Below are 25,406 nucleotides of genomic sequence, written 5' to 3'. Positions count from 1 at the left end.
TCCAGATCGTGTGTGCTCAGCTGAGGTGGTCGCGGGGGCGCTTCAGCTGATTTGGTCGATGAAGTCGAACAGCTCGCGGTCGTCGGCATCGTCGAGGCCGTCGGCGCCGCCACCGAAGTCGAGGTCGCCGCCGCCTTCGAGTTCTCGCAGCAGGGTGGTCAACCGGCTCGCGATGGCCGTGCGGTCCACGGCCGACAGCTCGACCGTGGCAAAGCGGTGCGCGAGCGAATCGAGTTCGGCGGCAATGCGTTCCGCCGGGTCCTCGACCGGCACCAGTTCTCGGCGCAGGTGACCGGCCAGCGCTTCGGGGGTCGGATGGTCGAACATGGCGGTCGCCGACAATTGCACGCCGACAGCCGATTTCAGGCGATTGCGGAATTCCATCACGCCCAGCGAGTCGAATCCGATATCGCTGAACGGCTTGTCGGACGGGATCGAGTCGGCATTGGCGTGTCCCAGTACGGCCGCGGCCTGGGCCCGGATCACGCCGAGCAGGACGCGTTCCTGGTCGGCGGTCGCACGGCCTTGCAGTTGCGCTGTCAACGATGCGGACGCATTCGCCGCCGTCGTCGGCGCATCGGTGGTTTCGGCCACTCGACGGACCATGGGCCGCGACAGGCCGCGCATGACCGGACGCACCTCCTGCGCCTCGCTGAGCGCGGCCGGGTCGACCCGGATCGCAACGAACGGCGACCGTCCGCCCGCCAATGCGGCGTCGAACAGCGCCATGCCCTCCTCGTCGCCAATCGGCAGCAGACCTTCCCGGCGCAGCCGGGCGAGGTCGGCCGCGCCGAGCGTGCTGGTCATGCCGCCGCTCTGCTCCCACGGACCCCACGCCACCGAAGTCGCGGGCAGGCCGGAGACCTGCCGATGGTGTGCCAGCGCGTCCAGGAAGACATTGGCGGCCGCGTAGTTGGCCTGACCGGGATTGCCGATCACGCCCGCGATCGAGGAGTAGAGCACGAACGCCGACAGATCCAGCTCCTTCGTCGCCTCGTGCAGGTTCCAGGCCGCATCCACCTTGGGCCGCAACACCATCGCGATCTGCTCGGGCGTCATGGTGGACAGCAGACCGTCGGCCAGCACGCCCGCCGCATGCACCACGGCGGTCAGCGGATGCCGCTCCGGGATCCCCGCCAGCATCGCGTCCAGGGCGGCGCGGTCGGCCGCATCGCATGCGACCACGTCCACGTGCGCGCCGAGCGCGGTCAGCTCGGCGGCGAGTTCGGCCGCGCCCGGCGTTTCCGGACCACGCCTACCCGCCAGCATCAGCCTGCGCACGCCGTACTCGGTGATCAGGTGCCGTGCGACCACCGCACCCAATCCTCCGGTGCCGCCGGTGATCAACACGGTGCCCTCGGGACGCAGCGTTGTCGGCACGGTGAGCACGTTCTTCCCGATGTGCCGGGCCTGGCTCAAGTATCGGTAGGCGTCCGGCGCTTGCCGGATATCCCAGGCGAGTGTCGGGTACGGAGTCAGCGCCCCGGCGTCGAACAGCTCGACCAGCGTGCCCAGAATCTCGTGCAGCCGTGCGGGACCCGCCTCCATGAGCATGAAGCTGAAGTAGTCCACGCCCGCATACTCGGCGGCCACCTCGACCGGATCGCGCCGATCGATCATGCCCATCTCGACGAATCGCCCACCGCGCGGCAGCAACCGCAGCGAGGCGTCCACGAATTCGCCCGCCAGCGAGTCCAAGACGATGTCCACCCCGCGTCCGCCGGTGGCGTCGAGGAACTTCTGCTCGAAATCCAACGTCCGCGAGTTTCCGATGGCGGAGTCGTCGAATCCGAGCTCGCGCAACACATTCCACTTCGGCTCACTTGCGGTGACCAGCGTCCGAAGCCCCAGATGCCGCGCGAGCTGCACGGCCGCCAGCCCCACCCCACCGGTCGCCGCGTGCAACAGCAAAGTCTCGCCCGGCTGCGCTGCGGCCAGATCAACCAGCCCGTAGTAGGCGGTCGCATACACGATCGGAATCGCCGCAGCCTGCGTGAACGACCACCCGCGCGGCATCGGCGCAAGCAGCCGCCGATCAACCACCGCCATCGACCCGACACCCGGGATCAGCCCGAAAACCCGATCACCGACCGCGAATTGGGTCACATCCGAGGCAACCTCGAGAACAACACCGGCCCCTTCCCCACCGGGTCGTCCGGCCTTGTCCGGATAGGTGCCGAGCGCCATCAACACATCCCGGAAGTTGAGCCCGACCGCCCGCACGCTCACCCGAACCTGCCCCGCCGCGAGCGGTTCCAACGCACCCGGATGCTCTTCGAGAGCGAAGTTGTCCGCGCTCAATGTGCCCTTGTCACGCAACGTCATGGCGCACGCCGAGGCGTCAGGTGCCGTGAGCGCGTTCGACACATCCCGGTTCAGCCGCGGCACACAGATTTTCCCATCCCGCAACGCCACCTGCGGTTCATCACCCGTGGCCAGGGCCAGCGCCACAGCCGTCCGATAGGACTCCCAATCCTCGACGTCGACGAGGACAATCCGCTCGGGGTTCTCGCTCTGCGCCGTGCGCAGCAACCCCCATGCCGCCGCCGTGGCCAGATCCACCCGCTCGTGCGAACGCACCGCAACCGCCCGCCGCGTCACCACGACAATGCGCCGATCCGCCGCCAGCAGTCCCTGCACCCGTGCAGCCAGGCCCGTAACCAGATCCCGCACCCCCGTGGGCACATCGGTTTCGCCGGAATGACGGGCAGAACTTTCGTCGAGACGGTCAGCAGCCGGGTCGAGCCGCAACACGGTCACGTCGTGAGCTCCGACCGTCACCGTCTCGCCATCGTCGGCGGCGCTCCAGGCGGGTACTGCCGCAAGGTCGTCGGTGGACCTGCTCGACTCGACCCAGTTCAACTTGTAGCCAACGCTTTCGGCGCGGGGCTCGGCCGCTCCGAGGGAGTCGGTCGACAGAGTCCGTAGCGTCAGCGCCTCGACCTCCGCTACCGCCAGCCCGGCAGGGTCGGCAAGGGAGACGGCGAAACGCTCACCTCCCGGACCGGAGTTGGTCTTGGCGACGCGTACGCGCAGGGTGGTCGCGCCCGTGGCGTACAGGGCCACGTTCTCCCAGGAGAACGGCACGGCGATCGCGCCAGCCGGGGTGCCGGACACCAAGCCGCCCAGCAGGATCGCGTGCAGGGCGGAATCCAGCAAGGCCGGGTGCAGACCATATGCTGTGCCGCCCGCTCGGGCAGCCTCGGGCAGCACGACCTCGGCGTACACCACCTCGTCGTGCTCCCACACGGCGGTCAGACCGCGGAACGCGGGGCCGTACTCGTAGCCTCGCTCGGTCAAGCCCGCATAGGCGTGATCGATCGAGATCGGTGTCGCGCCCATCGGCGGCCAGCTCGCCAGAGCCGAATCGCCACGGGGAGTGGGAGACCCGGCTGCGACCGTCGCGGTCGCGTGGCGGATCCACTGTGCCGCTGGGTTGTCGGGCGAGTTCTCATCAAGGCGGTGCGAATCCGTGGACCGTGAGAATACCGACACCGTCCGGGTGCCGGTCGAATCCGGCCCGCCCGCAACAACGCGCAGGTCGACGGCCGCGGCGGCCGGAATCGGCAGGGGCGCTTCGATGACCAGTTCGGCCAGGAGCGGACAATCCACCGTCGTTCCCGCATGCAGCGCCAGCTCCACCAGAGCCGCGCCGGGTAGCAACACGGTTCCGGCGACGGCATGATCGGCCAGCCAAGGCTGAGCGGACCGCGACAGCCTCCCGGTGAACACCACCTCGTCGGAGTCGGGCAGCCGCAACATCGCGCTCAGCAGGGGGTGTCCCGCCTCGTCCAGGCCCGACTGCCGCAGGTCGGGTGCGTCGACCGTCCGTGCCCAGTAACGCTCGTGCTGGAACGCATACGTAGGCAGCGTGATCCGATCCGTAGCTCGATCGGCCCAGAGCGGCGTCCAGTCCACCTCGACACCGATGACAGCAGCCTGTGCCAGCGCGGACACGAACTGTGTCTGCTCATCGATCGCACGGCGGGCGGTCGCGATCACCGTCGATTTCGCCTCGGCCGCAGTATCGGCCACACATTGCCGGGTCATCGCGGCCAGTACCGCGTCCGGGCCGATCTCGACGAATCGCCGCGCGCCCGACTCGATCAGGGCGTCGATTCCCGGCGCGAACCGGACGGCTGCCCGGACCTGCTCGACCCAGTACTCGGGCTCGGTCAGCTCGTCGGCCACCAACCGGGCCGACACATTCGACACGATCGGCAGCAATGGCTGACGGTAGGTCAATCCGGCTGCGGTGGAACGGAACTCGTCGAGCATCGGTTCCATCAGGACCGAGTGGAAGGCGTGGGAGACCCGTAGTCGGGAGGTCTTCACGCCCTGGCCGGCGAATCCTGCGCCGATCTCGTCCAGAACGGACGCCGCACCGGACAGCACCACCGACGACGGGCCGTTCACCGCCGCCAGCGACACCTGCCCGTGGTGCGCGGCGAGCGTTGCCGCCACCTCTGATTCGGGCAGCGCGACCGCGAGCATGGCTCCGCCCGTGGGCAATGCGCCCATCAAACGGCCGCGAGCGACGACCAGCGCACACACATCCTCGAGCGACCACACGCCCGCGACATACGCGGCCGCGAGTTCACCGATCGAGTGGCCGATCAGCAGATCCGGTGTGATGCCGAAGGATTCGAGCAGCCGGAACAGTGCCACTTCGAATGCGAACAGCGCCGGTTGGGTGTATTCGGTGCGGTCCAACACGCTGTCGGCGTCGGTGAACATGAGGTCTTCGAGCGACCGGCCCAGTAGCGGATCGATCGTCGCGCACACCTCGTCGAGCGCGGACGCGAACACCGGGAACGCCTCGTACAGGCCGGCACCCATACCGGCCCGCTGCGCGCCCTGGCCGGTGAACAGGAATGCGGTCTTCCCAGAACCGGCCGTCCCAGTCGTCGCGCCCGGCGCGCTCGCGGCGAGATCGGCCAGGCCCGACAGCAATTCGTCCCGGTTGCGGCCGACGACCACCGCCCGGTGGTCCAGCCAGGCCCGCGAGTCCGCCAATGACCGTGCCACCGACCAGATATCGGCTTCCACACGATCGGACGACCAGGCCCGCAGCCGCTCGGCCTGCGCCCGCAGACCCGCCTCCGACTTGGCCGACACCAGCCAGGGCACGACGGCACCCTCGAGGTCCGGCCCGGACGAGCCGGGCTCGGTCGTCGCGCGAACCGGCTGGGCCGGAGCCTCTTCGATGATCACGTGCGCATTGGTGCCGCTGATGCCGAAGGACGACACCCCGGCCCGGCGCACCCGGTCACCGGTCGGCCAGGCACGGGCCTCGGTCAATACCCGGATCGTGCCCGCCGACCAATCCACGTGCGGCGACAGCGAATCCACGTGCAAGGTCTTGGGCAGCATCCGGTGCCGCAGCGCCTGCACCATCTTGATCACGCCGCCGACCCCGGCGGCAGCCTGGGAGTGGCCGATATTCGATTTGAGCGAGCCGAGCTCGAGCGGTTCTCCCGTGCGGTCACGTCCGTAGGTGGCGATCAATGCCTGCGCCTCGATCGGATCGCCCAGTGCCGTTCCGGTTCCGTGTGCTTCGACCACATCCACATCCCGCGCGGACAGTCCGGCATTCGCCAGGGCCGCCTCGATCACCCGCTGCTGTGCGGGTCCGTTCGGCGCGGTCAGGCCATTGCTGGCACCGTCCTGGTTGATCGCGCTGCCGCGCACCACGGCCAGCACGTCGTGGCCCAACCGGCGGGCATCCGAGAGGCGTTCGACCACCAGTACCGCCGCGCCCTCGGACCAGGCGACACCGTCGGCGGCGGCCGAGAACGACTTGCAGCGACCGTCGCGCGCCAGGCCGCGTTGCCGCGAGAACTCCTGGAACACCATCGGAGTCGCCATCACCGTCGCGCCGCCGACCAAGGCCAGCGAGCTTTCGCCCTGCCGCAGGGCCTGGCAGGCCAGATGCAGTGCCACCAGCGACGACGAACAGGCGGTGTCCACGGTCATCGCCGGGCCTTCCAGACCCAGCGCGTAGGCCACCCGCCCGGAGGCCACACTGCCCAGGCCGCCGGTCAGGAGATAGCCCTCGACCTCGGGTCCGGCCTTGCCCGTCACCGCCTCGTAGTCCTGGTACATGACGCCGGTGTAGACACCGGTGTCGCTGCCGCGCAACGAGGTCGGGTCGAGTCCCGCGTGTTCGAGGGCCTCCCACGACACCTCCAGCAGCAGGCGTTGCTGCGGATCCATCGCGGTCGCCTCGCGCGGGCCGATGCCGAAGAAGCCGGGATCGAAATCGCCTGCGTCGTAGAGGAATCCACCGCGCCGGGTATAGACGGTCCCGGGCTTGCCCGGGTCCGGGTCGAACAGTCGCTCGAGATCCCAGCCGCGATCGGCGGGGAAGTCACCGGTCGCGTCGGTTCCGGAGGCGACCAGATCCCAGAGGGCGTCCGTCGATTCGACGCCGCCGGGGTACCGGCAGGCCATGCCCACGATCGCGATGGGTTCGTCCGCGCGGGCTCGGCGCGGTGCGCGCGTCGTCTTCGGAGCGGAATCGGTGCCCTGGATCGTGGCGAGCAGGAAGGTGGCCACGGCCGCGGCGGTGGGGTGGTCGAAGACCAGGGTGGACGGCAGCCCGACACCGGTCGCCTTGGAGAGCCTGTTGCGGAATTCGACCCCGCCGAGGGAGTCGAAGCCCAGGGCGTCGAATCGCTCGGTGGGACTGATGTCCTCGATGGAAGTGTGCCCGAGCACCGCCGCGGCGTGTTCACGAACCAGGTCGAGCACGACCTCGGCACGCTGGGCCTCAGCGACTCGGCTCAGCCGCGCGGCCAGCGAACTCGACTGTGCCGCAGTCCGATCGGCGGTACGGGGCAGGAAGCCGCGCAGCACAGCCGGTGCCGCGCCATCGCGGGCCTCGCGTCGCAGCTGCGCCGGGTCGAACCGGATCGCCGCCAGGTGAGCGGCGGTGCTGCCGGTGGCCTGGTCGAACAGCCGCAGACCCGCGTCATGGGCGATCGGATGCAGGCCGAGCCGTTCCCAGCGGGCCAGGGCGCTGCGGTCCAGGGTTCCGGTCATGCCGCCGGCGGTGTTCCAGGGCCCCCAGGCCAGCGCGGTCGCGGACAGCCCGGCGGCGCGACGACGGTGGGCCAGCGCGTCGAGGAAGGCGTTGGACGCAGCGTAGTTGCCCTGTCCCGCCGACCCGATCGTCGCCGCGATGGACGAGAACAGCACGAAAGCGGACAGGTCACGGTCACGGGTGAGGTCGTGCAGATGTTGCGCGGCAGTGGCTTTCGAGTCGAAGACGCGCCGCAGCTGCTCGGCGGTCAGGCCCGCGAGGGTGCCGTCGTCGAGGACGCCCGCCGCGTGGATCACGCCGGTCAACGGGTGGTCGGCGGCGATCGAATCGAGCAGGGCGCGCAGGGCGTCCCGATCGCTCACATCGCAGGCCGCCACGCGGACGGTCGCGCCCGCCTCCGACAGCTCGGACACCAATTCCCCGACGCCGTAGGCGGATTCGCCACGCCGGGACGCCAGCAGCAGGTGGCGGACTCCGTGCGCCTCGACCAGGTGACGTGCCATCAGTGCACCGAGGCCACCGGTGCCGCCGGTGATGAGGATCGTACCGGTGCCGAACCCGGCCTCGACCTCGCTTGCCAAACGTGCTTTCGCCAGCCGGGGAACCAGCAACGCACCGGATCGCACCGCGACCTGCGGTTCGCCGGTCGCGAGCACCGCACCGATCAGTGCCGGATCATCCAGGGGCACAGATGGATCGGAGTCGACGAGAACGAACCGTCCCGGATACTCCGATTGCGCGCTACGCAGCAAACCCCAGACAGCCGCCGCGGCGAGGTCCGGTGATTCACCCGGCAGCGCAGCGCCATTCGCGGTCACCACGACCAATCGGCTGTCGGCCGAACGCTCTTCGGCCAGCCACTCCTGGACCGTGGTGAGCGCCGTTTCCACATGGCCGCGAACAACCGCCGGGTCGTCGGTGGCGTCCTGCCCCGGGGACCAGACGACATCTGGAATCTGTTCCGCGGCAGCGATTTCAGCAACGCTCGACGAGATGGGCGTCCAGTGGATCTCGTAGAGGTCGGCGGTATCGTCGGCCAGCGCGCCGCGCAGTTGCTTCACATCGAAGGGCCGCATGACGACCGCGTCGACGGAGACCACCGGCTGACCCGAATCATCGATGGCCGCAAGGGAAATCGCCTCCGGTCCGCGCACCACGGCGAGGACCCGCAGCGTTGTCGCCCTGCCCAGCGGGCGATGCAGGCGCACGCCGCCCCAGCGGAACAGCAACCGGCCCATATCCGGGTCGCCGTCCTGATCGGTCCACAGGAGTCCGGCCAGCCCGGCGTGCATCACCAGGTCCAGCAGGGCCGGATGCAGATCGAATCGCTGCGGTTCGATCGCGGCGGCGGTGTTCAGGGTGATCTCGGAGAATACGGTTTCGCCACGCCGCCACGCGGCATCGATGCCGATCAGGGCCGGACCGTACTCGAGTCCCGTGGCTTGTGCGATCCGCTCGGGAATCCACGCCGGATCAAGGGTTTCGGCGTCAGCGGGCGGCCAGGCCTCGTCCTGCAATCGGTCCAGCAGCACATCGCCGCCGTCCCACGCGGGAGCGAGGACACCGCTGGCATTGCGCAGCCATTCACCTGATCGACGGCCCGACTGCCGGAAGTGGAAGCTGAACTGCCGTCGGCCGGCCGGGTCCGGCTCCCCCACTGCGACTTGGAGTTCGACCTCGCCGTCCGCCGACGGCGGGATCGGAGCCTCCAGAGTCAGTTCCTCGACGACTCCGCAATCGATCCGGTCGCCCGCGGCCAGCAGGAATTCGACCAGGGCCGCGCTCGGCAGCACGACGGTGCCGTAGGTCATGTGGTCGGCGATCCACGGGTCGCTTGCCAGCGAGAACCGCCCGGTGAAAACGAATTCGTCCTTCCCGGCGACCGGCACCACCCCGGTCAGCAGCTTGTGGCCGAGGCCCTCGGCGGCTTCGGCACGCGGCGGCAGCCAGAAGCGCTGGCGCTGGAAGGCGTACGTGGGCAGGAGAACTCGCCGAATCGGCCGCTGACCGAACAGCGGCTTCCAGTCCACGTTCACACCGGAGGTGTGCGCGTGTGCCAGCAGGGTCAGGATCTGCTGAGGCTCGTCGTGATCCCGGCGTGCGGCCGCCGCCACCACCGACTCCGTGTCGTCCGGCAGGATCTGGCGGGTCATCGTCGCCAGCACCGCGTCGGGGCCGACCTCCAGGAACCGGCGCACGCCCGAGGCGAGCAGTGTCTCGATGCCGAGCGCGAATCGCACCGCATCCCGCACCTGCCGAACCCAGTAGGCGGGCTCGAGCATCTCGTCCCCGGCCAGCCGCCCGGACACGTTCGACACCACCGGCAGGCGCGGCCGGTGATACGTCAATCCCGCTGCGACCGACTCGAATTCGGCCAGCATCGGGTCCATCCGATGCGAGTGGAACGCATGGCTGACCCGCAGTCGCGACGTCTTCGCGCCACGCTCGGCGAAGTCGGCCTCGATCTCGGCGATCGCGTCCGGGTCACCCGAGACGACCAGCGCGGCAGGAGCATTCACCGCGGCGATCGACACTCGACCGGGATAGCGGCCGACTGCCTCGTTCACCTCGGATTCGGGGGCGCCGATGGCCAGCATCGCGCCGCCCTCGGGCAACACACCCATGAGACGCCCCCGCGCCGCGACCAATCGGCACGCGTCCTCGAGCGACCACAGGCCCGCGAGGTGCGCGGCGGCCAGTTCGCCGATCGAATGGCCGATCAGCACGTCCGGGGTCACCCCGAAGGACTCCAGCAGGCGATACAGCGCCACTTCGAAGGCGAACAATGCGGGCTGGGTGAATTCGGTCCGATCGAGCACGGCGGCACCGGCGCCGCCGCCGAACATGAGTTCACGCAGCGAGCATCCCAGCAGCGGGTCGAACCGGACGCAGACCGAATCCAGCGCCTCCGCGAATACCGAGAACGCCTCGTACAGCTCGGCGCCCATGCCGATGCGCTGCGCGCCCTGGCCGGTGAACAGGAAGGCGGTCCGCGTCGAGCGAGCGACGCCGTCGACCACACCGGCTCCGGTCCCGGACTCGGCGAGAGTCGCCAGCCGTGCGAGCAATTCGTCGCGGTCACGACCGAGGATCACACCGCGCGCATCCCATTGCGCCCGCGAGGTCGCCAGCGCGTATGCGGCATCGGCGATATCGATCTCCGGTCGCTGCGACAACCAGGCATGCAGGCGCGCGGCCTGCGCGCGCAACGCCGCCTCACCTTTGCCCGACACCAGCAGCGGGGCGGTGATATTCGACTGCCCCGCACCGTCTTCGGCAGCTGCCACCGGTGCGACGGGCGCCTCCTCGAGAATCACATGCGCATTGGTGCCGCTGATCCCGAACGACGACACGCCGGCCCGGCGCGGCCGCTCGCCCGCGACCCACGGTTCGGCTTCGGTCAGCAGCCGCACCGCCCCCGCGGACCAATCCACATGCGGTGACGGCGTTTCGGCATGCAGGGTGCGCGGCAACCGCTCGTGCCGCATGGCCTGCACCATCTTGATCACACCCGCCACACCGGCGGCGGCCACCGCGTGACCGATATTCGATTTCAGGGAACCGATCCGCACCGGTGCCCGCCCACCGCGATCCCGGCCGTAGGCGGCGATCAACGCGTGCGCCTCGATCGGATCGCCGAGGCTGGTTCCGGTCCCGTGGGCCTCCACGGCATCCACCTCGAGCGCCGAGATTCCGGCATTGGCCAGCGCCTGGGCGATCACCCGCTCTTGCGCCGGGCCGTTCGGCGCGGTCAGTCCATTGCTCGCGCCGTCCTGATTCACCGCGCTGCCGCGCACGACGGCCAGGACCTGGTGGCCGTTGCGGCGCGCGTCCGAAAGCCGTTCCAGCACGAGCACGCCCGAGCCCTCGGACCAGCCCACCCCGTCGGCATCAGCTGAGAACGCCTTGCACCGGCCGTCCGGCGACAGGCCACGCTGGCGGGCGAAGTCGACGTACAGGTACGGGCTGGCCGCGATGGTCACGCCACCGGCGAGCGCCAGCGAACTGTCGCCCGCGCGCAACGCCTGGCACGCCAGATGCAGCGCCACCAGCGAAGACGAACACGCCGTATCGACCGTGACCGCTGGCCCTTCCAGGCCGAACACGTAGGCGACGCGGCCGGAGATGACGCTGTGCGAGGTGCCGGTGAGCCGGTAGCCCTCCAGCTCACCGGTCACCCGCCGGGAGTATCCCGACGAACATGCGCCCACGAACACGCCGGTATCGCTGCCGCGCAACGACATCGGGTCGATGCCCGCGTCTTCGAGGGCCTCCCATGAGGTTTCGAGCCACAGTCGTTGCTGCGGGTCCATCGCCGAGGCTTCGCGCGGACTGATGCCGAAGAAGCCGGGGTCGAAATCGCCCGCGTCGCTGAGGAATCCGCCGTGGCGCATGTAGACCGTGCCCGGTTTCGAGGGATCCGGGTCGAACAGCCGGTCCAGGTCCCAGCCGCGGTCGGTGGGGAATTCACCGATCACGTCGCGGCCCGCGTCCACCAGCTCCCACAGCTCCTCGGCCGAGCGCACCCCGCCGGGGAAACGCGCGCCGATGCCGACGATGGCAATGGGTTCGTCGGCGCTCGTGCGCCGCGAGACCCGGTGCGGGCCACGGTCGGCGCCTTCGGCCCGGGCGCGCAGCAGTGCCGCCACGGCCTTCGGGGTCGGGTGGTCGAAAATGAGCGATATCGGCAGTGACACGCCGGTCGCGCGGACCAGTTGGTTCCGCAGCTCCACCGCGGTGGCGGAATCGATGCCGAACTCGGTGAACGGCAGGCCGGGGTCGATCGATCTGGCCGACTCGTGGCCGGATACCGCGGCGGCGTGTTCGCGAACGAGATCGAGAACGACCGTGTCGCGCTGGTATTCGGGGGTCGCCAGCAAGGCCCGGGACAGCGGATTGTCGGGCTGGATCTCGCCGGGCTCGACCACTTGGGTCAGCGACGCGAGGAACCGTTCCGGGCCGCCTTCGCCGCGACGCAGCGATTCCACGACGACCACCTCCGCACCGGCCGCCTCGGCGGTCTGGCCGATGCTCAGGGCGAGCACCGGGTGCGGACTCACCTCGACGAATGTCGTGACACCGTCGGCGATCAACGCGGTCACCGCATCGGCGAATCGAATAGGTTGCCTCTCGGCCCGATACCAGTACTCGGCGTCCAGTTCCGCGGTGTCCACGGGGGCGGCGACGACCGTCGAAAAGAACGGCACCGCACCCGAGCTCGGGTGGATCGCGGCCAGGTCCGCGAGCAGCCGATCGCGAATCGCCTCGACGGCCTTCGAATGCGATGCGTAGTCGATCGCCACCCGCCGCGCCCACACTCCGTCATGGGCGCAGTCGGTGATGAACTCCTCCACCGCGTCGACCTCACCGGAGACCACGCAGTTCGCGGGCCCGTTCACCGCCGCCAGCGACAGCCGATTCCCCTCCGCCGCAAGCCGTTCCCGAACCGCCTCGGCGTCGAGCCCGACCGCGGCCATACCGCCGTGACCGGCCAGCTCAGCCGCGAGCGCCCGCGACCGCAGCGCCACCACCCGCGCCGCATCCGACAGCGACAGACCACCGGCGATATGCGCGGCGGCGACCTCACCGTGCGAATGACCTATCACCACATCCGGTTCCACCCCGGCGGCCCGCCACATCCGCGCCAGCGACACCATCACCGCGAACAGCGCCGGCTGCACCACGTCCACCCGATCCAGCGCGGGCGCATCGGATTCACCGCGCAGCACCGCCGTCAGCGACCAGCCCACATACGGCGCAAGCGCCGCTTCGCAGTCCGCGATCGACTCCGCGAAAGACTCGTCCGCGTCCAGCAGCCCCAGCGCCATGCCGTCCCACTGGCTGCCATTACCGGGGAAAACGAACGCGACCCGCCGCCGTAACCCGCAGTCCGCGAGCGGGATTCGTCGTGCCTCGGAAACCTCGCCGGCCGAACCGGTCACCGAACATCCTTCCTCAGGGCGCACACACTCCGCGACCTCATCCGCCGCCGGACGGCCGTAAAGACCGACCGGCAAGTTTCGTACTTCTACCCCGACCGGCATTGCGCGAAACCAACGATTCACCTGCCGACCAGATAGCCCGCAACTAGGTCGACCAAGACGATTACTGCTTCGGCACAACAGATTTCGTTGCTCGCGGAACAGTGGGGAGCCCGTGCGGCGCCGCGTTCGCGCCGTGGGCGACCCCGGCCCGCGGGGATGGCGCGAGCCGGGCAGGACCGTCCCGGCTGTGCGACCGGGCGCAGTCGCGATTGATCAGCGAGCGATGCTGAGGACTGAATCTCTACCTGAGGACACCCCGATTGAGGCGTGCATACTGGGGCTTTCGAACAGCATGATTCATCGTTACTGAACAGTATTTGTATGTTCTCAACCTTGTCAACCATTCAGTAACCCCATAACGGTTACGTTCGCGTATCGCGAGACCTACACCGCTCCAACGTCTCTCACCTCGATCGACCGCCGCGTCGCATGCGATGCCCCGAGAACTACCGGCCTGACAGGACTCCGGATCCGATGGCAGGATCGCGCGATGGCAACCTCGATTACCGACCGGTCTCCCGGCTGACAGCAACCGGTGTAGAACCGCCGACCGCAATGCCACCGGCCCCGCGCCGCGGCCACCCCGCACGGTGTCCGAAGCCAATCGGTCGTGCTCGCACAGACCGCAGAAACGACTGTCGTCATTCGGAATTCCGGTTGAGGTTATAGCGCCGCTGCTACAACGGAGACAACCGAACAAGTCAAGAGCACACAGCAGGTGATCCGATCTGCGCAGTCGGCGAACCAAACCCCGATGCCGAAACAACCGAAGAAGAAAACGCCGCGCGTCGAAATTTCAGCGCCGCATCGTCGCAACGAGCGACCTGCGCCGACCACCAGACCTGAGAAGACTCAGCCGCGCGGTCATCGCCCTCGCGATCGGTCAAGCCAAGGCCGCCGCAGCTGGCGATGACTCTGTCCCGGTGACAAGTCTCCTCGGCAGAAATAGTCGGCCGGGCCGATTCCCGGGCACCGCAAACCAACTGCCGCGCGAGACGTAACAGCCGGGCAGTTATTCACCGAGCAGTAGCAGTCCTTCGCATACATGGGCCACGACAGTCACTCCGGCCCCTGCCCTCACGACCCCTTGCTGGGTTCAAACACCAACCGGTCGCATTTCCGCAGCTCAAAGGCACCGGTTTCGAATTGCAGCCGTAAACGAAAGAAGCCGCAGGTCGTTGACCTGCGGCTTCTTCTAGGGTGGTTCTAGCTGGGATCGAACCAGCGACCCCTCGCGTGTGAAGCGAGTGCTCTCCCGCTGAGCTATAGAACCGTAGCTCGTCGCCGAGGCGACTGTCCGGCCCGGGGACTCCCCGCTCCGGCTGAGAGAACATTAGCGCGTTCACCCACCGGCATGCCAAATCGGGTGCACCGTCGCTCACTGCCACGCACGGTGGGCAGCTCGGCCGGCGTCGGTCAGCGCGTCGAATTCCGCGTCGGTGAGGGCGATTTCAGCGGCAGGACGGACGCACGCCGAAACACGGCCGTATTTTTCCCGATACGACACGGTGCCCGGGCGGCGGTAGTTTGCCAGGATGAGGGTGCCCGAGCGATCGGGTGCAGATTCACGACGGAGGAACCTATGAAGTTGCGTATTGCTGGAGCACTCGGCGCTGCCGCAGTGGCCGGGATGGTGGCGGTGCTCATGCCCGCGACCGCGGGCGCGTCGACCGGCACTCTGGTCTCGAACGGCAGGGTTCTCGTCGACCCGTCCGGTTGCGTCCGGATCAAGCTCACCGACCTGGACACGACCACGGTGACGAACTCGACCGACCAGGACGCCACCTTCTACGCCAGCATCGACTGCTCGGGCGACCCCATCGGCACCGTGGCCGCCGGAGCGGACGGCACGCCCCCGATGGCGGGCAGCTTCTCCATCAACTGACGACTGCCCACCCCGCCGGCGCGACGGCCTGGCCAGTGCACCACACCTGGCCAGGCCTCGGTCCGCAATGACCCTCACCGCTCGGGCAGCGGCGGCGAGGGCGTGAAGACGACCGGGAGGGCGGTCAGGGCACGATGGAATGGTCCTGGCCGCCAAGACAATTCGGGGGCCGGGACCGCCAGCTGGATTTCCGGGAGGGCGTCGAGCAGCTGGTCGACGGCCTCCTGGGCGATCAGATAGGCCAGCGAATTGGCGGGGCAGGAGTGCGGGCCCGCACCCCAGGCGAGATGCGAACGGTTGCCGGCCAGCTCTTTGTCACGGATGGCCGGATCGGTATTGCAGGCGGCCATGCTGATCACGACCGGCTGATGTGCGGGCAGCCAGTAGTCGTCGATGAGAACAGGCCGGGGCGGGAAGCTGATGCAGAAGTTCGCCATCGGGGGATCGTCGAAGAGCACCTCGTCGAGCGCGTCCCGGGTGGACAGACTGCCACCCAGCGCACTGCCGCGGAACCGCTCGTCCACGAGGAGCAGCAGCAGCGTATTGGCGATCAGATTCTGCTGCGGCTCGATACCCGCGCCGTAGAGCGTGGCCAGCTGGTGCACCATTTCGGTATCGCCCAGCTCGGCGGGATGGCGGAGCATGCGGGTGGTGACGTCGTCGCCCGGGTGCGCTCGTTTGTGCAGGGTGAGCCGCAGCAGAGCGTCCGCGAGCAGCTTGTTGCCCTGTTCGGCGCCGATGCCCTCGAAGATGGCGCGGAACCCCTCCGCCGCCTGCCCCGCAATGTCCACCGGACAGCCGAGCAGGTGGTTGAGCACCCGGAATGCCAGCGGAAAAGCGTAGTCGCGCACCAGATCTGCCGATCCGGACGCACAGAACGCATTGATCAGCGACACCGCGACCCGGCCCACCGTGCCCTGCAGACCGTACTGATCGACTCCGGCCAGCCCGGCAGTATTGGCCCGCCGGTACCGCGCGTGCTCGATTCCCGCACTACGCAAGGCATTCGGCCGCCACTGCATCATCGGCAGCACCGGACAGTCCGCGGGAACCCCTGCCTGCCACTCCCGCGGATCGGCGGGAAAACGATCCGGATCGTTGAGAATCCTTACCGCCGTGCGATATCCGAGTACCAGCGTGGCGGGCACGCCCGGCGCCAACTCCACCGGAGCCAACGCCCCGAACCTGTCCCGCATCTCCCGATAGACCCGGTGTGGATCGGCCGCGAACTCCGGCGTGTAGATGGGCACCCGCGCACCGGCCGCATCGAACGCCCCGGCATACCCGCCGGAAGCCGGCACTGACTCTGACATCGAACCCACTCCACATGCTGCGCAGCACTCCACCGACGCCCGACACCGCATATCCCGGACCCGGACCGAGGTGTCACCCTACCGACGCGAGCGCTCCCCCGCGTGCCCATCGCGTTCTTTTCCATGCGGCGCGAGTGACCGGGGGAATCCGCCAGGGTTCGACGAAATCATTGACAAGGGTGATCCGGAGTCGCAGGCTTTACGAGGCGCAATTGTTGTCTCGACAGTTGCTGTCGATATCCGGTTGTCAGTGATCGTCGCCGAAGCGGCGAAGGGAGCTGCACAGCGCACGGAGATTCGGAGGACGCGGTGTCATCCCGCGTCCGATCTCGTAGTTCGGACGGAACCTACCAATGCGGAGGTTTGAGATGTCTGATCGCAAGGGCCGAAAACCCAGCCAGATGGCGGGCAAGGCCAAGCAGGGCATGAAGGATCAGAGCCAGCGCATGGAACGCGACGCGGACCGGCTGGCCGACGACGCCAAGCGTGGTATGGACCGGGTGGGCGAAGGCATGAGGCGAGAAGGCCAGCAGGCACGGTCGGACATCGATGACCGGACCAAAGAGATGAAGCGGAAGTTGCAGCACCACTAGCCCTGCCGCATGACGATGGCCGGTCCATCGGAGATCTCCGATGGACCGGCTATTCCACCAGCTCGAAGACGAAATCACTGGTGCCGATACGGATTTCGTCGCCGTCGGACAGCACCGCGCTGTCGCTGATCCGCTCGCCGTGCACGAACACCCCGTTCGACGATCGCAGGTCGCGGATCACGAAGCTCAGGCCGGTGTCCACGATGACCGCATGATGGCGGCTGACCTTGCCGTGCGAGAGCACCAGGTCGTTGTCCGGCAGACGTCCGATGCACAGCGCCCTCGACCCGAGACGGATGACGTTTCCCGTGTCGTCACGAAGCTGCGCGGTTGCCGACGGCGAGCGTTCGTCGATGATCGTGACCGCCACCGCGGCGGTCGCGGCCGCAGCCTCCTGCGCGGGCAGCTGCTCCTGCCGCAGCATCCGGCCCTCGAGCTCCTGCAGCTGGCGGCTCGGGTCGATACCCAGCTCGTCCGCGAGCGCGCTGCGCAGCTGCCGGCAGGCGCCCAGCGCATCGGACTGACGCCCACACAGATACAGCGCCGAGATCAACTGGCACCAGAGCGGCTCGCGCAGCGGGTGCTCTGCGGCCAGGGTCATCAGTTCCGGCGTGGCATCGGCGGGCTCGCGGCTACCGGACGGGCGGGACCGCGTCGAGGTTGGCGACCGTCCGGAACCCGGCCGCGATGCAATCGGTCAGGACCTCCGGATCGGGAACAGCCCCGGTGTCGGAGTTGATTCCGATGCAGCAGGTGTCGACGTGTGAGATCAGGGTGATGTTGAACGCGGTGCCGGTGGTAGGGCCGAAGGGGTAGATCCGATCGACCTTCGCGCCGGCGAGATAGAGGTCTGCCGGAGAGCCCTGGACGTCGGAGGCGACGAAGTCGACGTGTTTGAACATCTCGGTGAGCAATCCGACCGGTAGCCGGTTGAAGGTCGCCGCGACGGCATTCGAGAACGGGATCGCCGGTTCGCGCTTCCACCCCTCGACCGTGACGGCGAGCGCGCGCATCAGGTCGACGGCCGTGGCTTTGTCGACCGGAACAGTGAAGCGCGCCAATGTGATCCGGTTTCCACCGATCGGATCGGCAGGCCGCCGCACACTGATCGGCATGGTCACCCGCAGTTGGTCCACCTTCGCGCCGTGGCGGTCGTGATAGGCGCGCAGACCGATCAGCACCCCGGCCAGGAAGGCATCGTTGACCGAGCAGCCGGCGAGGTGCGCGCCGTGCCGCAGGGCGTCGAGCGGCACATCCAATACCGTCAGCCTGCGGCCCAGGGTTCGTTCGGTCATGAGTGGCGACAGGGTGCTGGTGATGGGGTACGCGAGACGCAGCAGCGAACCTGCCAGCGCCGCACCGTCTTTGATCGCTTCGACCGGTTTTGTGACCGTCCGCCGGAGTGCCGGCAGGACGATCGACAGCCCGCCGCGCACCAGCCCCGCGCCAACCGTCCAGTTCCATGCCACGATATCGCCGAGAACACCGCGCCCGTTCGCGCGCGCCGTCTCCGGAATCTGCGCGCGCTCGGTTCCCGCGCGGTCGAAATCGAGTATCTCACCGGCGATCTGGATACTACCGAGACCGTCGGTGAGGCTGTGGTGCACCTTCAGGACAACGGCGCTCTTGCCACCGGCGAGACCGCTGAGCACGGTGAATCGCCACAGCGGCCGAGCCGGATCGAACGCTGCCATCGCCTCGGTGCGCGCGAACTCCAGCACCGACGACAGATCGGCGGGGGCCGCCACGTCGAAATGCCGCACATGCCACGACAGGTCGAAATCCGGATCCGGCGTCCACCGCGGGGGTGCGAGACCCAACGGCACCGTAACCAGCCGATGCCGGAATCTCGGCACTGCACGCGTCCCCCGATCGAACGTGCACAGCAACCGATTCCAGTCCGGTTCGGCGTCCAGCAACAGCACCGACACGATCGTGGAACGAAGGCTCGGGTCCTGCTCCATGCTCCAGGTGAAGAGGTCCGACTGTGTCATATGGGAGTCGAGTGAAGCCATTGTCCGCGCCATCCGTAGTTACTGCCCGCGCCGTCGGCCGGTCCTGCCGATCCGAGACCCTGGAACCGCTCGGCGCACTCCGTATCCCGTACCCGCAGAGCATGTCCTCCAGTTCACTGTGACTCCACCGAACGGGTGATCGGGAGGGCAGAAGGTCACCGGAGCGTCCTCGAACTGCAGAGATCCGAAGCAGCCGGGCCCCACCAAAGAGGAGTCGAAGGTCCCAGCGGTCGTGGATCATTCCAGCGTCGACAGACGAAATCGGTCTCTCGGCAGCGGCCGGTCCCGAGGTACACGGTCGAACCACGGAGCTCCCACGGCACGGCAATCGGCCCGATATCAGCGGGCTGCAGAGGCGGACAGCGTCGGCCGACGGCATCCGTATCCGATATCCGGTCGGCGGCACCGGTCCCTCCGTGGTGTTGCTGCACGGATTCGGGCTGGCAAATCGCACCTACCGACCGGCACTCGAGGAGCTGGTGTGCCGCGGAATGCGGGTCTACGCGCCGACCATGCCGGCTTCGGCGGCACCGGCGAACGGCCCGCCGGCCACTCCAGCATGCGCGGCTTTGCGGCCTGGGTCGCCGCCTTCATCCGGGCGGTGGGCATCGTCGGACCGGTCATCCTCATCGGTCACTCGTTCGGCGGCGCGGTCGCCATCATGACGGCCTACGATTCGATGCCGCATGGCCCGGAATTCGGAGACTCGAGGGTCGATGCCTCGAACGTCTCCTCACCGAAGCCTCCTGCCAGCCCCCTCGCTGACTTCCCGAGATCATGAGCCACATACCAACGATCCGGGCCGCGGGTTCCGGCGCATACCGAGCACGCACCCACGACGACGGCCCACCGTCGTGGCGGCCACAGCCGCCATGTCCTCCACCTCTTTGCGGGCCCGGCTGCCGGGGATGCGGATCAGAACTTGGAGTGCACCGACCAGCGAGTCAAAAGGGCCTCGTCGCCAGTCACTTTCAGGGTCGGCGCGGTATGCGGCAGCCGACCGTACAGGAATAGCAGCAGGTCTGCCGCGGTGCCGCGAATGGTGCTCGATGCGGGGATGATCGATGGGGTTTCGATGATTCCGAAGCCGTCCGGCCGCAGGCGCATCACCCATTCATCGCCTACATCGATAGCTTTGAACCGGATGGTCTCGCCGCGGCCGCGCATTTCTTTGACGCCGGGGGCGAACAGTCCAGCGTAGGGCAAGTTGACCAGGAATTCGTCCACGCCATCGGCGGCGGTGCCGGGTGCGATCTCGGGCGTGATGCCAAGGGCCAGTTCGGCATCCGCACGATGTACGAGTGTTTCGAACAGCATGCGCCGGACCCAAAATCGGGCGTGCTGGTCCTCGCCCCAAGCCCACATGGGCAGGTCGGGGTCCATGCTTTCGAAGGTGTGGATTGCCACGGCCGCGCTTGCGGCAAGCCAGTCCGGCAACAACTCTGGGCGCTCGGGCAGATGGAGATCCACCTCCCGGCTCTTGGGCGGCCCCTGAACGCGCAGTTGGAGCAGGACCGAGAACCAGCGTTGCACGCTGCCTACGTGCTGGATCAGGTCGGCCAATGTCCAGCCGGGGCAAGTGGGGACCGGGGTGGACAGGTCCGCGTCCCGAACAAGTGTGCATAGACGCTCGGTCTGATCGGCTACCGCGATACGCCGGGACGGGTTCCCGGAGACGGATAACTGCGGGGTGGGCATGGTGGGCCTCCCTGGGCGCTTATTCATGAGGCAGTAGACAGACTGGTCAGCCTACCCCGGTTCCATCGTGCACGATGTATGTGATTCCCGGCTGAGCGCGCCCACTCGAGCCATTCGAATCACGAAGGCCGAAGACTCTTCTATGGGGTGCTGTCAAGCGGTCAGCGCACAGCCGGGTGGTTACCCACACACCTGCCACCGCCCGGCCCGTCCGCGTGATCCGCGGCGCACCAGCGCAACTCAGCTCGGCGCACAATCCCATAGGCGGAAGCCGCCGAGGATGCCGGCCAGGTTGTCGACCGTGGTCACCTTGGGGCCCAGATCGACGGTGACATGGCGCGCGTTGCCGCCACCTAGGTACAGGTGGTCGAAAAACACCAGTGCGTCCAGGGTTGCCACCGCGAGCGCGACACGACGATTCCACTTCTTGGCGCCGATTCGCCGGCGGGTCTCGTCGCCGAGCTGTTCGTCGTAGCTTTCGCCGTGGCGGAACGGATGATGCGCGAACTCCAGGTGCGGGATGAGCTTGCCCTCGTAGAACAGTGCCGTCCCGAATCCGGTCCCGAGGGTCACCACCATTTCCAGGCCGCTGCCGCGAATCGCCGCGGCGCCCTGCATATCCGCGTCGTTGGCCACCTTGACCGGCGCCCCGAGTTCGGTTTCCAGCGCCTCGGTCAATGCGAACCCCGACCAGGCCGCGACCGCACCGGGGTCGAGTTCGTCCTCGGGTGGCCGTGATCGCACCAGATTGGGCGCCGAATAGACCCGCCCCGCCCGCACCATTCCGGGGAATCCGACCGATACCCGGTCGACGGGCAGCAATGGACGCACCAGATCGGCGACCGCGGCGATCAGCACATCCGGATAGGCAGGCCGGGGTGTCTCGACGCGCACCTTCTCCGAACTCAAATCGCCATTGGCGTCCAGCACCGCGGCCTTCAATCCGGTACCGCCGACATCGATAGCAAGGGTCGTCGGCACCGAGGTCGTGTCCTGCCGCTGCGCGGTTCTCGTCATGTCGCAACCTCCGTATCTCCCGATCGACCGCGACCGGCAGGCCGCGGCACGTCAACCGTCCATCGGTGGCCTCCCGTCTATCGTGCGCCCGCCGCGAGGGGGTTGGCATGTCGAAAAGAGGCCGGACTCAGAGCTGCTCGGCCAAGGACGTTCCACCACCCCACGCGGCGAGGGCCGCGATCACCGGCTCGACCGCCCGGCCACGCTCGGTCAGCGTGTACTCCACGCGCGGGGTGATCTCCGCCTGCACGGCAGCCCGGACACCCCGGCTGGGCCGCCACCGTCCGCTCCCTAGCCGCCCCCGGATGCGTCTTACTGGTCCGCGCCGTGCCCCGACGCCACAGCGGCATCCGCCCCCGGCGGGCTCGCGGCCGGCGAGCTCGAGGCACTTCTGGGCACCGGCCGGCTCCGCACGCCGCCACTGACCCCCCGGCCGGCACCACTACCACCGCTAGTTCCGAATGTTGTTGTCACAGTGAAGATTCGAGCAACGGCCGCATCCACAGCATACAAAAATGGCCGGTCTGCCTGTGGCAGACCGGCCATTCGATTCGAGTGGTTCTAGCTGGGATCGAACCAGCGACCCCTCGCGTGTGAAGCGAGTGCTCTCCCGCTGAGCTATAGAACCGCGGGTTGTTCGGGCCGACTTTTGCGGTGCCGCTCGAACGAGAATGAAGATTACACACCCCGTTGCTGTCACACCAAATCGCGTGCACAACAGCGTAAAACTGAGGTTTCTGGGGGCTGTGTGATGGGTGAGGCTTCACCAGCGCGTTGCCGGGGCGACACGGGCCCGTCGCCCCGGCGGGTTTGGATGGATGGCGATTCCTGCCCGCCCGGTCCTCCCCGTCCCGGACGACCGGCGGAACTACATGCCTGTAGTTCAGATTTACCCCCTCCTACCAGGCGATTTGTTACCTGCGCAGATCGTCGGCTAATGTTCTCTCTCGTCAGCGGGACAGCCGAAAGGCGCCCGGGACGAAATGCGGATGTAGCGCAGCTGGTAGCGCATCACCTTGCCAAGGTGAGGGTCGCGGGTTCGAATCCCGTCATCCGCTCGAGAGGCCAACACGGCCTGCTTGGCGGTGTGGCCGAGTGGTGAGGCAACGGCCTGCAAAGCCGTGCACACGGGTTCGATTCCCGTCGCCGCCTCTTCTTTTTGAAGAGCAAAAGACCCGCGCGATTAGCTCAGCGGGAGAGCGCTTCCCTGACACGGAAGAGGTCACTGGTTCAATCCCAGTATCGCGCACCATATTTCATACAGATCGGGCCCGGCTCACGCCGGGCCTTTCTGCTGTCTCGGGCATGGCGGGGCTCTGCTGCGGATGGGCATCGCGAGAAATCGGCGGGGCGCCCGCGTGCGGTGATCGGCGAGATCTATCGTTTATTCGTTGATACGTCTTGGACGTCATCGGCGAGCAGTGGCGAGGATGAGGACAGTTACGGGCCCGGCCCGGTCGGATCATCGGATCGTCGAAGGGAAGCGTGATGGCCACGGTTTCACCCGAGAGCGTTGGCGACAGCGACGAGCACGAACCCGCTTTTCACTCCTACCATCACCCCGCGGCCGGCTGGGGTGCGGCCAAGAGCGTGGCCGGATTCCTGGCCCGCGAGGGCGAGCCGATCGTCGGACCGCGCGCGATCCTGAAGATGAACCACGAGAACAGCGGCTTCGACTGTCCCGGGTGCGCGTGGCCCGACGACCTGAAGGGCCTGCATCTCGACATCTGCGAGAACGGCATCAAGCACGTCACCTGGGAGATGACCCACAAGCGCGTCGGGCGCGAATTCTTTGCGGCCCATACCGTCACGGGACTGTCGGCGTGGAGCGAGTTCGACCTGGAGAACCAGGGCCGGCTGACGGAACCGATGAGCTACGACCCCGATACCGACCGCTACGTTCCTATCTCCTGGCCGGACGCGTTCGAGATGGCCGGGCGCGCGCTGCGGGAGCTGGACGATCCGAATCGGGCGGCGTTCTACACCTCCGGCCGACTCGGCAACGAGGCCACGTTCCTGTATCAGCTGCTCGCGCGGGAGCTCGGCACCAATAACCTGCCGGACTGCTCGAACATGTGCCACGAAGCCAGCGGTCGCGCGTTGCAGGCCTCGCTCGGAACCGCCAAGGGCACAGTCGATCTGAAGGATTGGGAAGCTGCGGACGCGCTGTTCATCCTGGGGGTCAACGCGGCGTCGAACGCGCCGCGCATGCTGACGGCGCTGGTCGAGGCCCACAAGCGAGGCGCACGGATCGTGCACATCAACCCGCTGGTCGAGGCCGCTGCGCGCAAGGCGATCATCCCGCACGAATTCCTCGCGATGGCCACCTTCCGGGCCACTCCGACCAGCAACCTGAACCTGCAGCCCCGCATCGGCGGCGATATGGCCCTGCTCCGGGGTATGGCCAAAGCCGTTCTGGAGCAATCGAAGTCGGATCCGAAGGCGCTGGACCACGAATTCATCGACCGCTACACCAGCGGGTTCGACGCCTATCGCGCGATCTGCGAGGCCACCTCGTGGGCCGAGATCGAACAGCTGTCCGGGGTCAGCGAAGCGCGAATTCGCGCGGCGGTGGACATCTACCGTGCCGCCGACCGCACCATCGTCAGCTGGTGTCTGGGAGTCACGCAGCACGAGCACGGCGTCGACACGGTGCGCGAGATCGTGAACCTGCTCCTGCTCCGCGGCAATCTGGGCCGCGAGGGCGCGGGTCCGTCACCGGTGCGCGGGCACAGCAATGTGCAGGGCAACCGCACCTGTGGCATCGACCATCGGCCCACCGAGGCGTTCCTGGACCGGCTCGGCCAGGTGTGCGGCATCGAGCCACCGCGCGCGCACGGCCTGGACACGGTCGCCACCATCGAGGCGATGACCGCCGGGCGGGTGACGGTGTTCGTCGGCATGGGCGGGAACTTCGCGCTCGCCGCGCCGGACACCGCCTACACCTTCGAAGCATTGCGCAACTGCGAGTTGACGGTTCACGTCAGCACCAAACTCAATCGCAGCCATCTGGTGCACGGACGCCGTGCGCTCATCCTCCCCTGCCTGGGCCGCACCGAGAAGGACATGCAGCGCAACGGGATCCAGTCCACCTCGGTGGAGGACTCGATGAGCATGGTGCATCTGTCGACCGGCATGAAGAAGCCCGCGTCCACGCATCTGCTCTCCGAACCAGCGATCATCGCCGGGATCGCGCGGGCCGCGCTGCCCGACAGCCGCACCCCCTGGCAGGACTACGTCGACGACTATGACCGCATCCGCGAGACCATGGCCGCCGTCCTGGATGGATTCGAGGACTTCAACCGGCGGGTGCGGTTGCCGCTCGGGTTCCGGATCCGCCAGCCCGCACGCGAACTCGTCTTCCGCACGCCGTCGGGACGCGCGGAGTTCTCCGCGGCCCCGCTGCCGCAACCGGCCCAGAACGCGGATGTGCTGACGCTGGCGACCATGCGCTCACACGATCAGTGGAACACCACCATCTATTCGGACAACGATCGCTACCGGGGTATCAAGAATCTGCGCACCCTGATCTTCATGAACGCCGACGATATGCGCGAGCGTGGGCTCAGGGAGTTCGACGAGGTCGACATCACCAGCATCGCCCGTGACGGCAGCACCCGGAAGTTGAGCCGCTACAAGGTCATTCCCTACGACATTCCGCGCGGTTGCGCGGCCGGGTACATGCCGGAGATGAATGTGCTGTGCGCGATCGGCGACTACAGCACCCAGAGTGACCAGCCGATCATGAAGAATGTCAACGTACGCGTCGAGGCCTCGGGACGCTGACCGGGCATCG

11 protein-coding genes and 5 tRNA genes are annotated in these 25,406 nt (G+C 67.8%); 7 read left to right on the top strand and 9 right to left on the bottom strand.

The features are described from left to right. Positions 1-42: 42 nt before the first annotated feature. Complete coding sequence (locus ACIRRA_RS05685; RefSeq protein ID WP_402763518.1) at positions 43-12,987, bottom strand: SDR family NAD(P)-dependent oxidoreductase; 12,945 nt, start codon at positions 12,985-12,987, stop codon at positions 43-45. 1,303 nt (positions 12,988-14,290) lie between these two features. Next, positions 14,291-14,362 (bottom strand) — tRNA-Val (locus ACIRRA_RS05680). A gap of 309 nt (positions 14,363-14,671) precedes the next feature. On the opposite strand from ACIRRA_RS05680, the gene ACIRRA_RS05675 reads away from it, so the two are divergent. Beyond that, positions 14,672-14,974, top strand: coding sequence for a hypothetical protein (locus tag ACIRRA_RS05675; RefSeq protein WP_402763515.1), 303 nt, complete (start codon positions 14,672-14,674; stop codon positions 14,972-14,974). Between the two features lie 74 nt (positions 14,975-15,048). Here ACIRRA_RS05675 and ACIRRA_RS05670 read toward each other — a convergent pair whose 3' ends face one another. Beyond that, positions 15,049-16,287 carry a cytochrome P450 gene (locus tag ACIRRA_RS05670; protein WP_402763512.1) on the bottom strand — a complete coding sequence of 413 codons (1,239 nt, stop codon included), beginning with the start codon at positions 16,285-16,287 and terminating at the stop codon, positions 15,049-15,051. A gap of 368 nt (positions 16,288-16,655) precedes the next feature. Between ACIRRA_RS05670 and ACIRRA_RS05665 the strand changes: the two genes are divergently transcribed. Next, positions 16,656-16,880: a hypothetical protein gene (locus ACIRRA_RS05665; RefSeq protein ID WP_402763509.1), complete on the top strand. Its 225-nt coding sequence runs from the start codon at positions 16,656-16,658 to the stop codon at positions 16,878-16,880. Between the two features lie 49 nt (positions 16,881-16,929). Here ACIRRA_RS05665 and ACIRRA_RS05660 read toward each other — a convergent pair whose 3' ends face one another. Together ACIRRA_RS05660 and ACIRRA_RS05655 are read right to left on the bottom strand one after the other, a co-directional pair. After that, on the bottom strand, positions 16,930-17,574 hold the full coding sequence (locus ACIRRA_RS05660) for an FHA domain-containing protein (RefSeq protein ID WP_402763720.1): 645 nt from the start codon (positions 17,572-17,574) through the stop codon (positions 16,930-16,932). Next, positions 17,513-18,895 carry a wax ester/triacylglycerol synthase domain-containing protein gene (locus ACIRRA_RS05655; protein ID WP_402763506.1) on the bottom strand — a complete coding sequence of 461 codons (1,383 nt, stop codon included), beginning with the start codon at positions 18,893-18,895 and terminating at the stop codon, positions 17,513-17,515. Before ACIRRA_RS05655 ends, ACIRRA_RS05660 begins: the two co-directional genes overlap by 62 nt. Before the next feature lie 481 nt (positions 18,896-19,376). Between ACIRRA_RS05655 and ACIRRA_RS05650 the strand changes: the two genes are divergently transcribed. Next, positions 19,377-19,676 (top strand): alpha/beta fold hydrolase, encoded by a 300-nt coding sequence (locus ACIRRA_RS05650; RefSeq protein WP_402763503.1) that lies wholly within the window; start codon positions 19,377-19,379, stop codon positions 19,674-19,676. A 134-nt stretch (positions 19,677-19,810) separates the two neighbouring features. On the opposite strand, the gene ACIRRA_RS05645 is transcribed toward ACIRRA_RS05650, so the two are convergent. The 4 genes from ACIRRA_RS05645 to ACIRRA_RS05630 all read right to left on the bottom strand — a co-directional run bounded on the left by ACIRRA_RS05645 (position 19,811) and on the right by ACIRRA_RS05630 (position 22,238). Beyond that, the gene (locus ACIRRA_RS05645) at positions 19,811-20,593 is read right to left on the bottom strand and encodes a maleylpyruvate isomerase family mycothiol-dependent enzyme (RefSeq protein ID WP_402763500.1); all 783 of its coding nucleotides are present in this window, start codon (positions 20,591-20,593) and stop codon (positions 19,811-19,813) included. A gap of 240 nt (positions 20,594-20,833) precedes the next feature. Then, a complete protein-coding gene (locus ACIRRA_RS05640) occupies positions 20,834-21,610 on the bottom strand; it encodes an ROK family protein (RefSeq protein ID WP_402763497.1) in 777 nt (258 codons plus the stop codon). 127 nt (positions 21,611-21,737) lie between these two features. Then, complete coding sequence (locus ACIRRA_RS05635) at positions 21,738-21,860, bottom strand: winged helix-turn-helix transcriptional regulator (RefSeq protein ID WP_402763494.1); 123 nt, start codon at positions 21,858-21,860, stop codon at positions 21,738-21,740. Between the two features lie 306 nt (positions 21,861-22,166). Next, positions 22,167-22,238: transfer RNA gene (locus ACIRRA_RS05630), tRNA-Val, on the bottom strand. Positions 22,239-22,595: 357 nt separating this feature from the next. Between ACIRRA_RS05630 and ACIRRA_RS05625 the strand changes: the two genes are divergently transcribed. The 4 genes from ACIRRA_RS05625 (at position 22,596) to ACIRRA_RS05610 (ending at position 25,396) form a co-directional block, all read left to right on the top strand. Further along, positions 22,596-22,668, top strand: a tRNA-Gly gene (locus tag ACIRRA_RS05625). Between the two features lie 23 nt (positions 22,669-22,691). Beyond that, positions 22,692-22,762: transfer RNA gene (locus tag ACIRRA_RS05620), tRNA-Cys, on the top strand. A gap of 25 nt (positions 22,763-22,787) precedes the next feature. Then, positions 22,788-22,862 (top strand) — tRNA-Val (locus tag ACIRRA_RS05615). A gap of 236 nt (positions 22,863-23,098) precedes the next feature. Then, positions 23,099-25,396: an FdhF/YdeP family oxidoreductase gene (locus tag ACIRRA_RS05610; RefSeq protein WP_402763491.1), complete on the top strand. Its 2,298-nt coding sequence runs from the start codon at positions 23,099-23,101 to the stop codon at positions 25,394-25,396. Positions 25,397-25,406: the final 10 nt, after the last annotated feature.

The sequence above is a fragment of the Nocardia sp. NPDC101769 genome, assembly GCF_044766925.1.
In the GTDB taxonomy this organism is placed as follows: domain Bacteria; phylum Actinomycetota; class Actinomycetes; order Mycobacteriales; family Mycobacteriaceae; genus Nocardia.
Note: the sequence above shows the minus strand (reverse complement) of the source record. Positions and strands in the feature narration are given on the sequence as shown.

What these genes read in the sequence shown, in the direction of transcription:
- ACIRRA_RS05675 (WP_402763515.1), top strand. Translation starts at nt 14,672, where the DNA reads ATGAAGTTGCGTATTGCTGGAGCACTCGGCGCTGCCGCAGTGGCCGGG.
- ACIRRA_RS05670 (WP_402763512.1), bottom strand. Translation starts at nt 16,287, where the DNA reads ATGTCAGAGTCAGTGCCGGCTTCCGGCGGGTATGCCGGGGCGTTCGAT.
- ACIRRA_RS05665 (WP_402763509.1), top strand. Translation starts at nt 16,656, where the DNA reads ATGTCTGATCGCAAGGGCCGAAAACCCAGCCAGATGGCGGGCAAGGCC.
- ACIRRA_RS05655 (WP_402763506.1), bottom strand. Translation starts at nt 18,895, where the DNA reads ATGGCTTCACTCGACTCCCATATGACACAGTCGGACCTCTTCACCTGG.
- ACIRRA_RS05645 (WP_402763500.1), bottom strand. Translation starts at nt 20,593, where the DNA reads ATGCCCACCCCGCAGTTATCCGTCTCCGGGAACCCGTCCCGGCGTATC.
- ACIRRA_RS05640 (WP_402763497.1), bottom strand. Translation starts at nt 21,610, where the DNA reads ATGACGAGAACCGCGCAGCGGCAGGACACGACCTCGGTGCCGACGACC.
- ACIRRA_RS05610 (WP_402763491.1), top strand. Translation starts at nt 23,099, where the DNA reads ATGGCCACGGTTTCACCCGAGAGCGTTGGCGACAGCGACGAGCACGAA.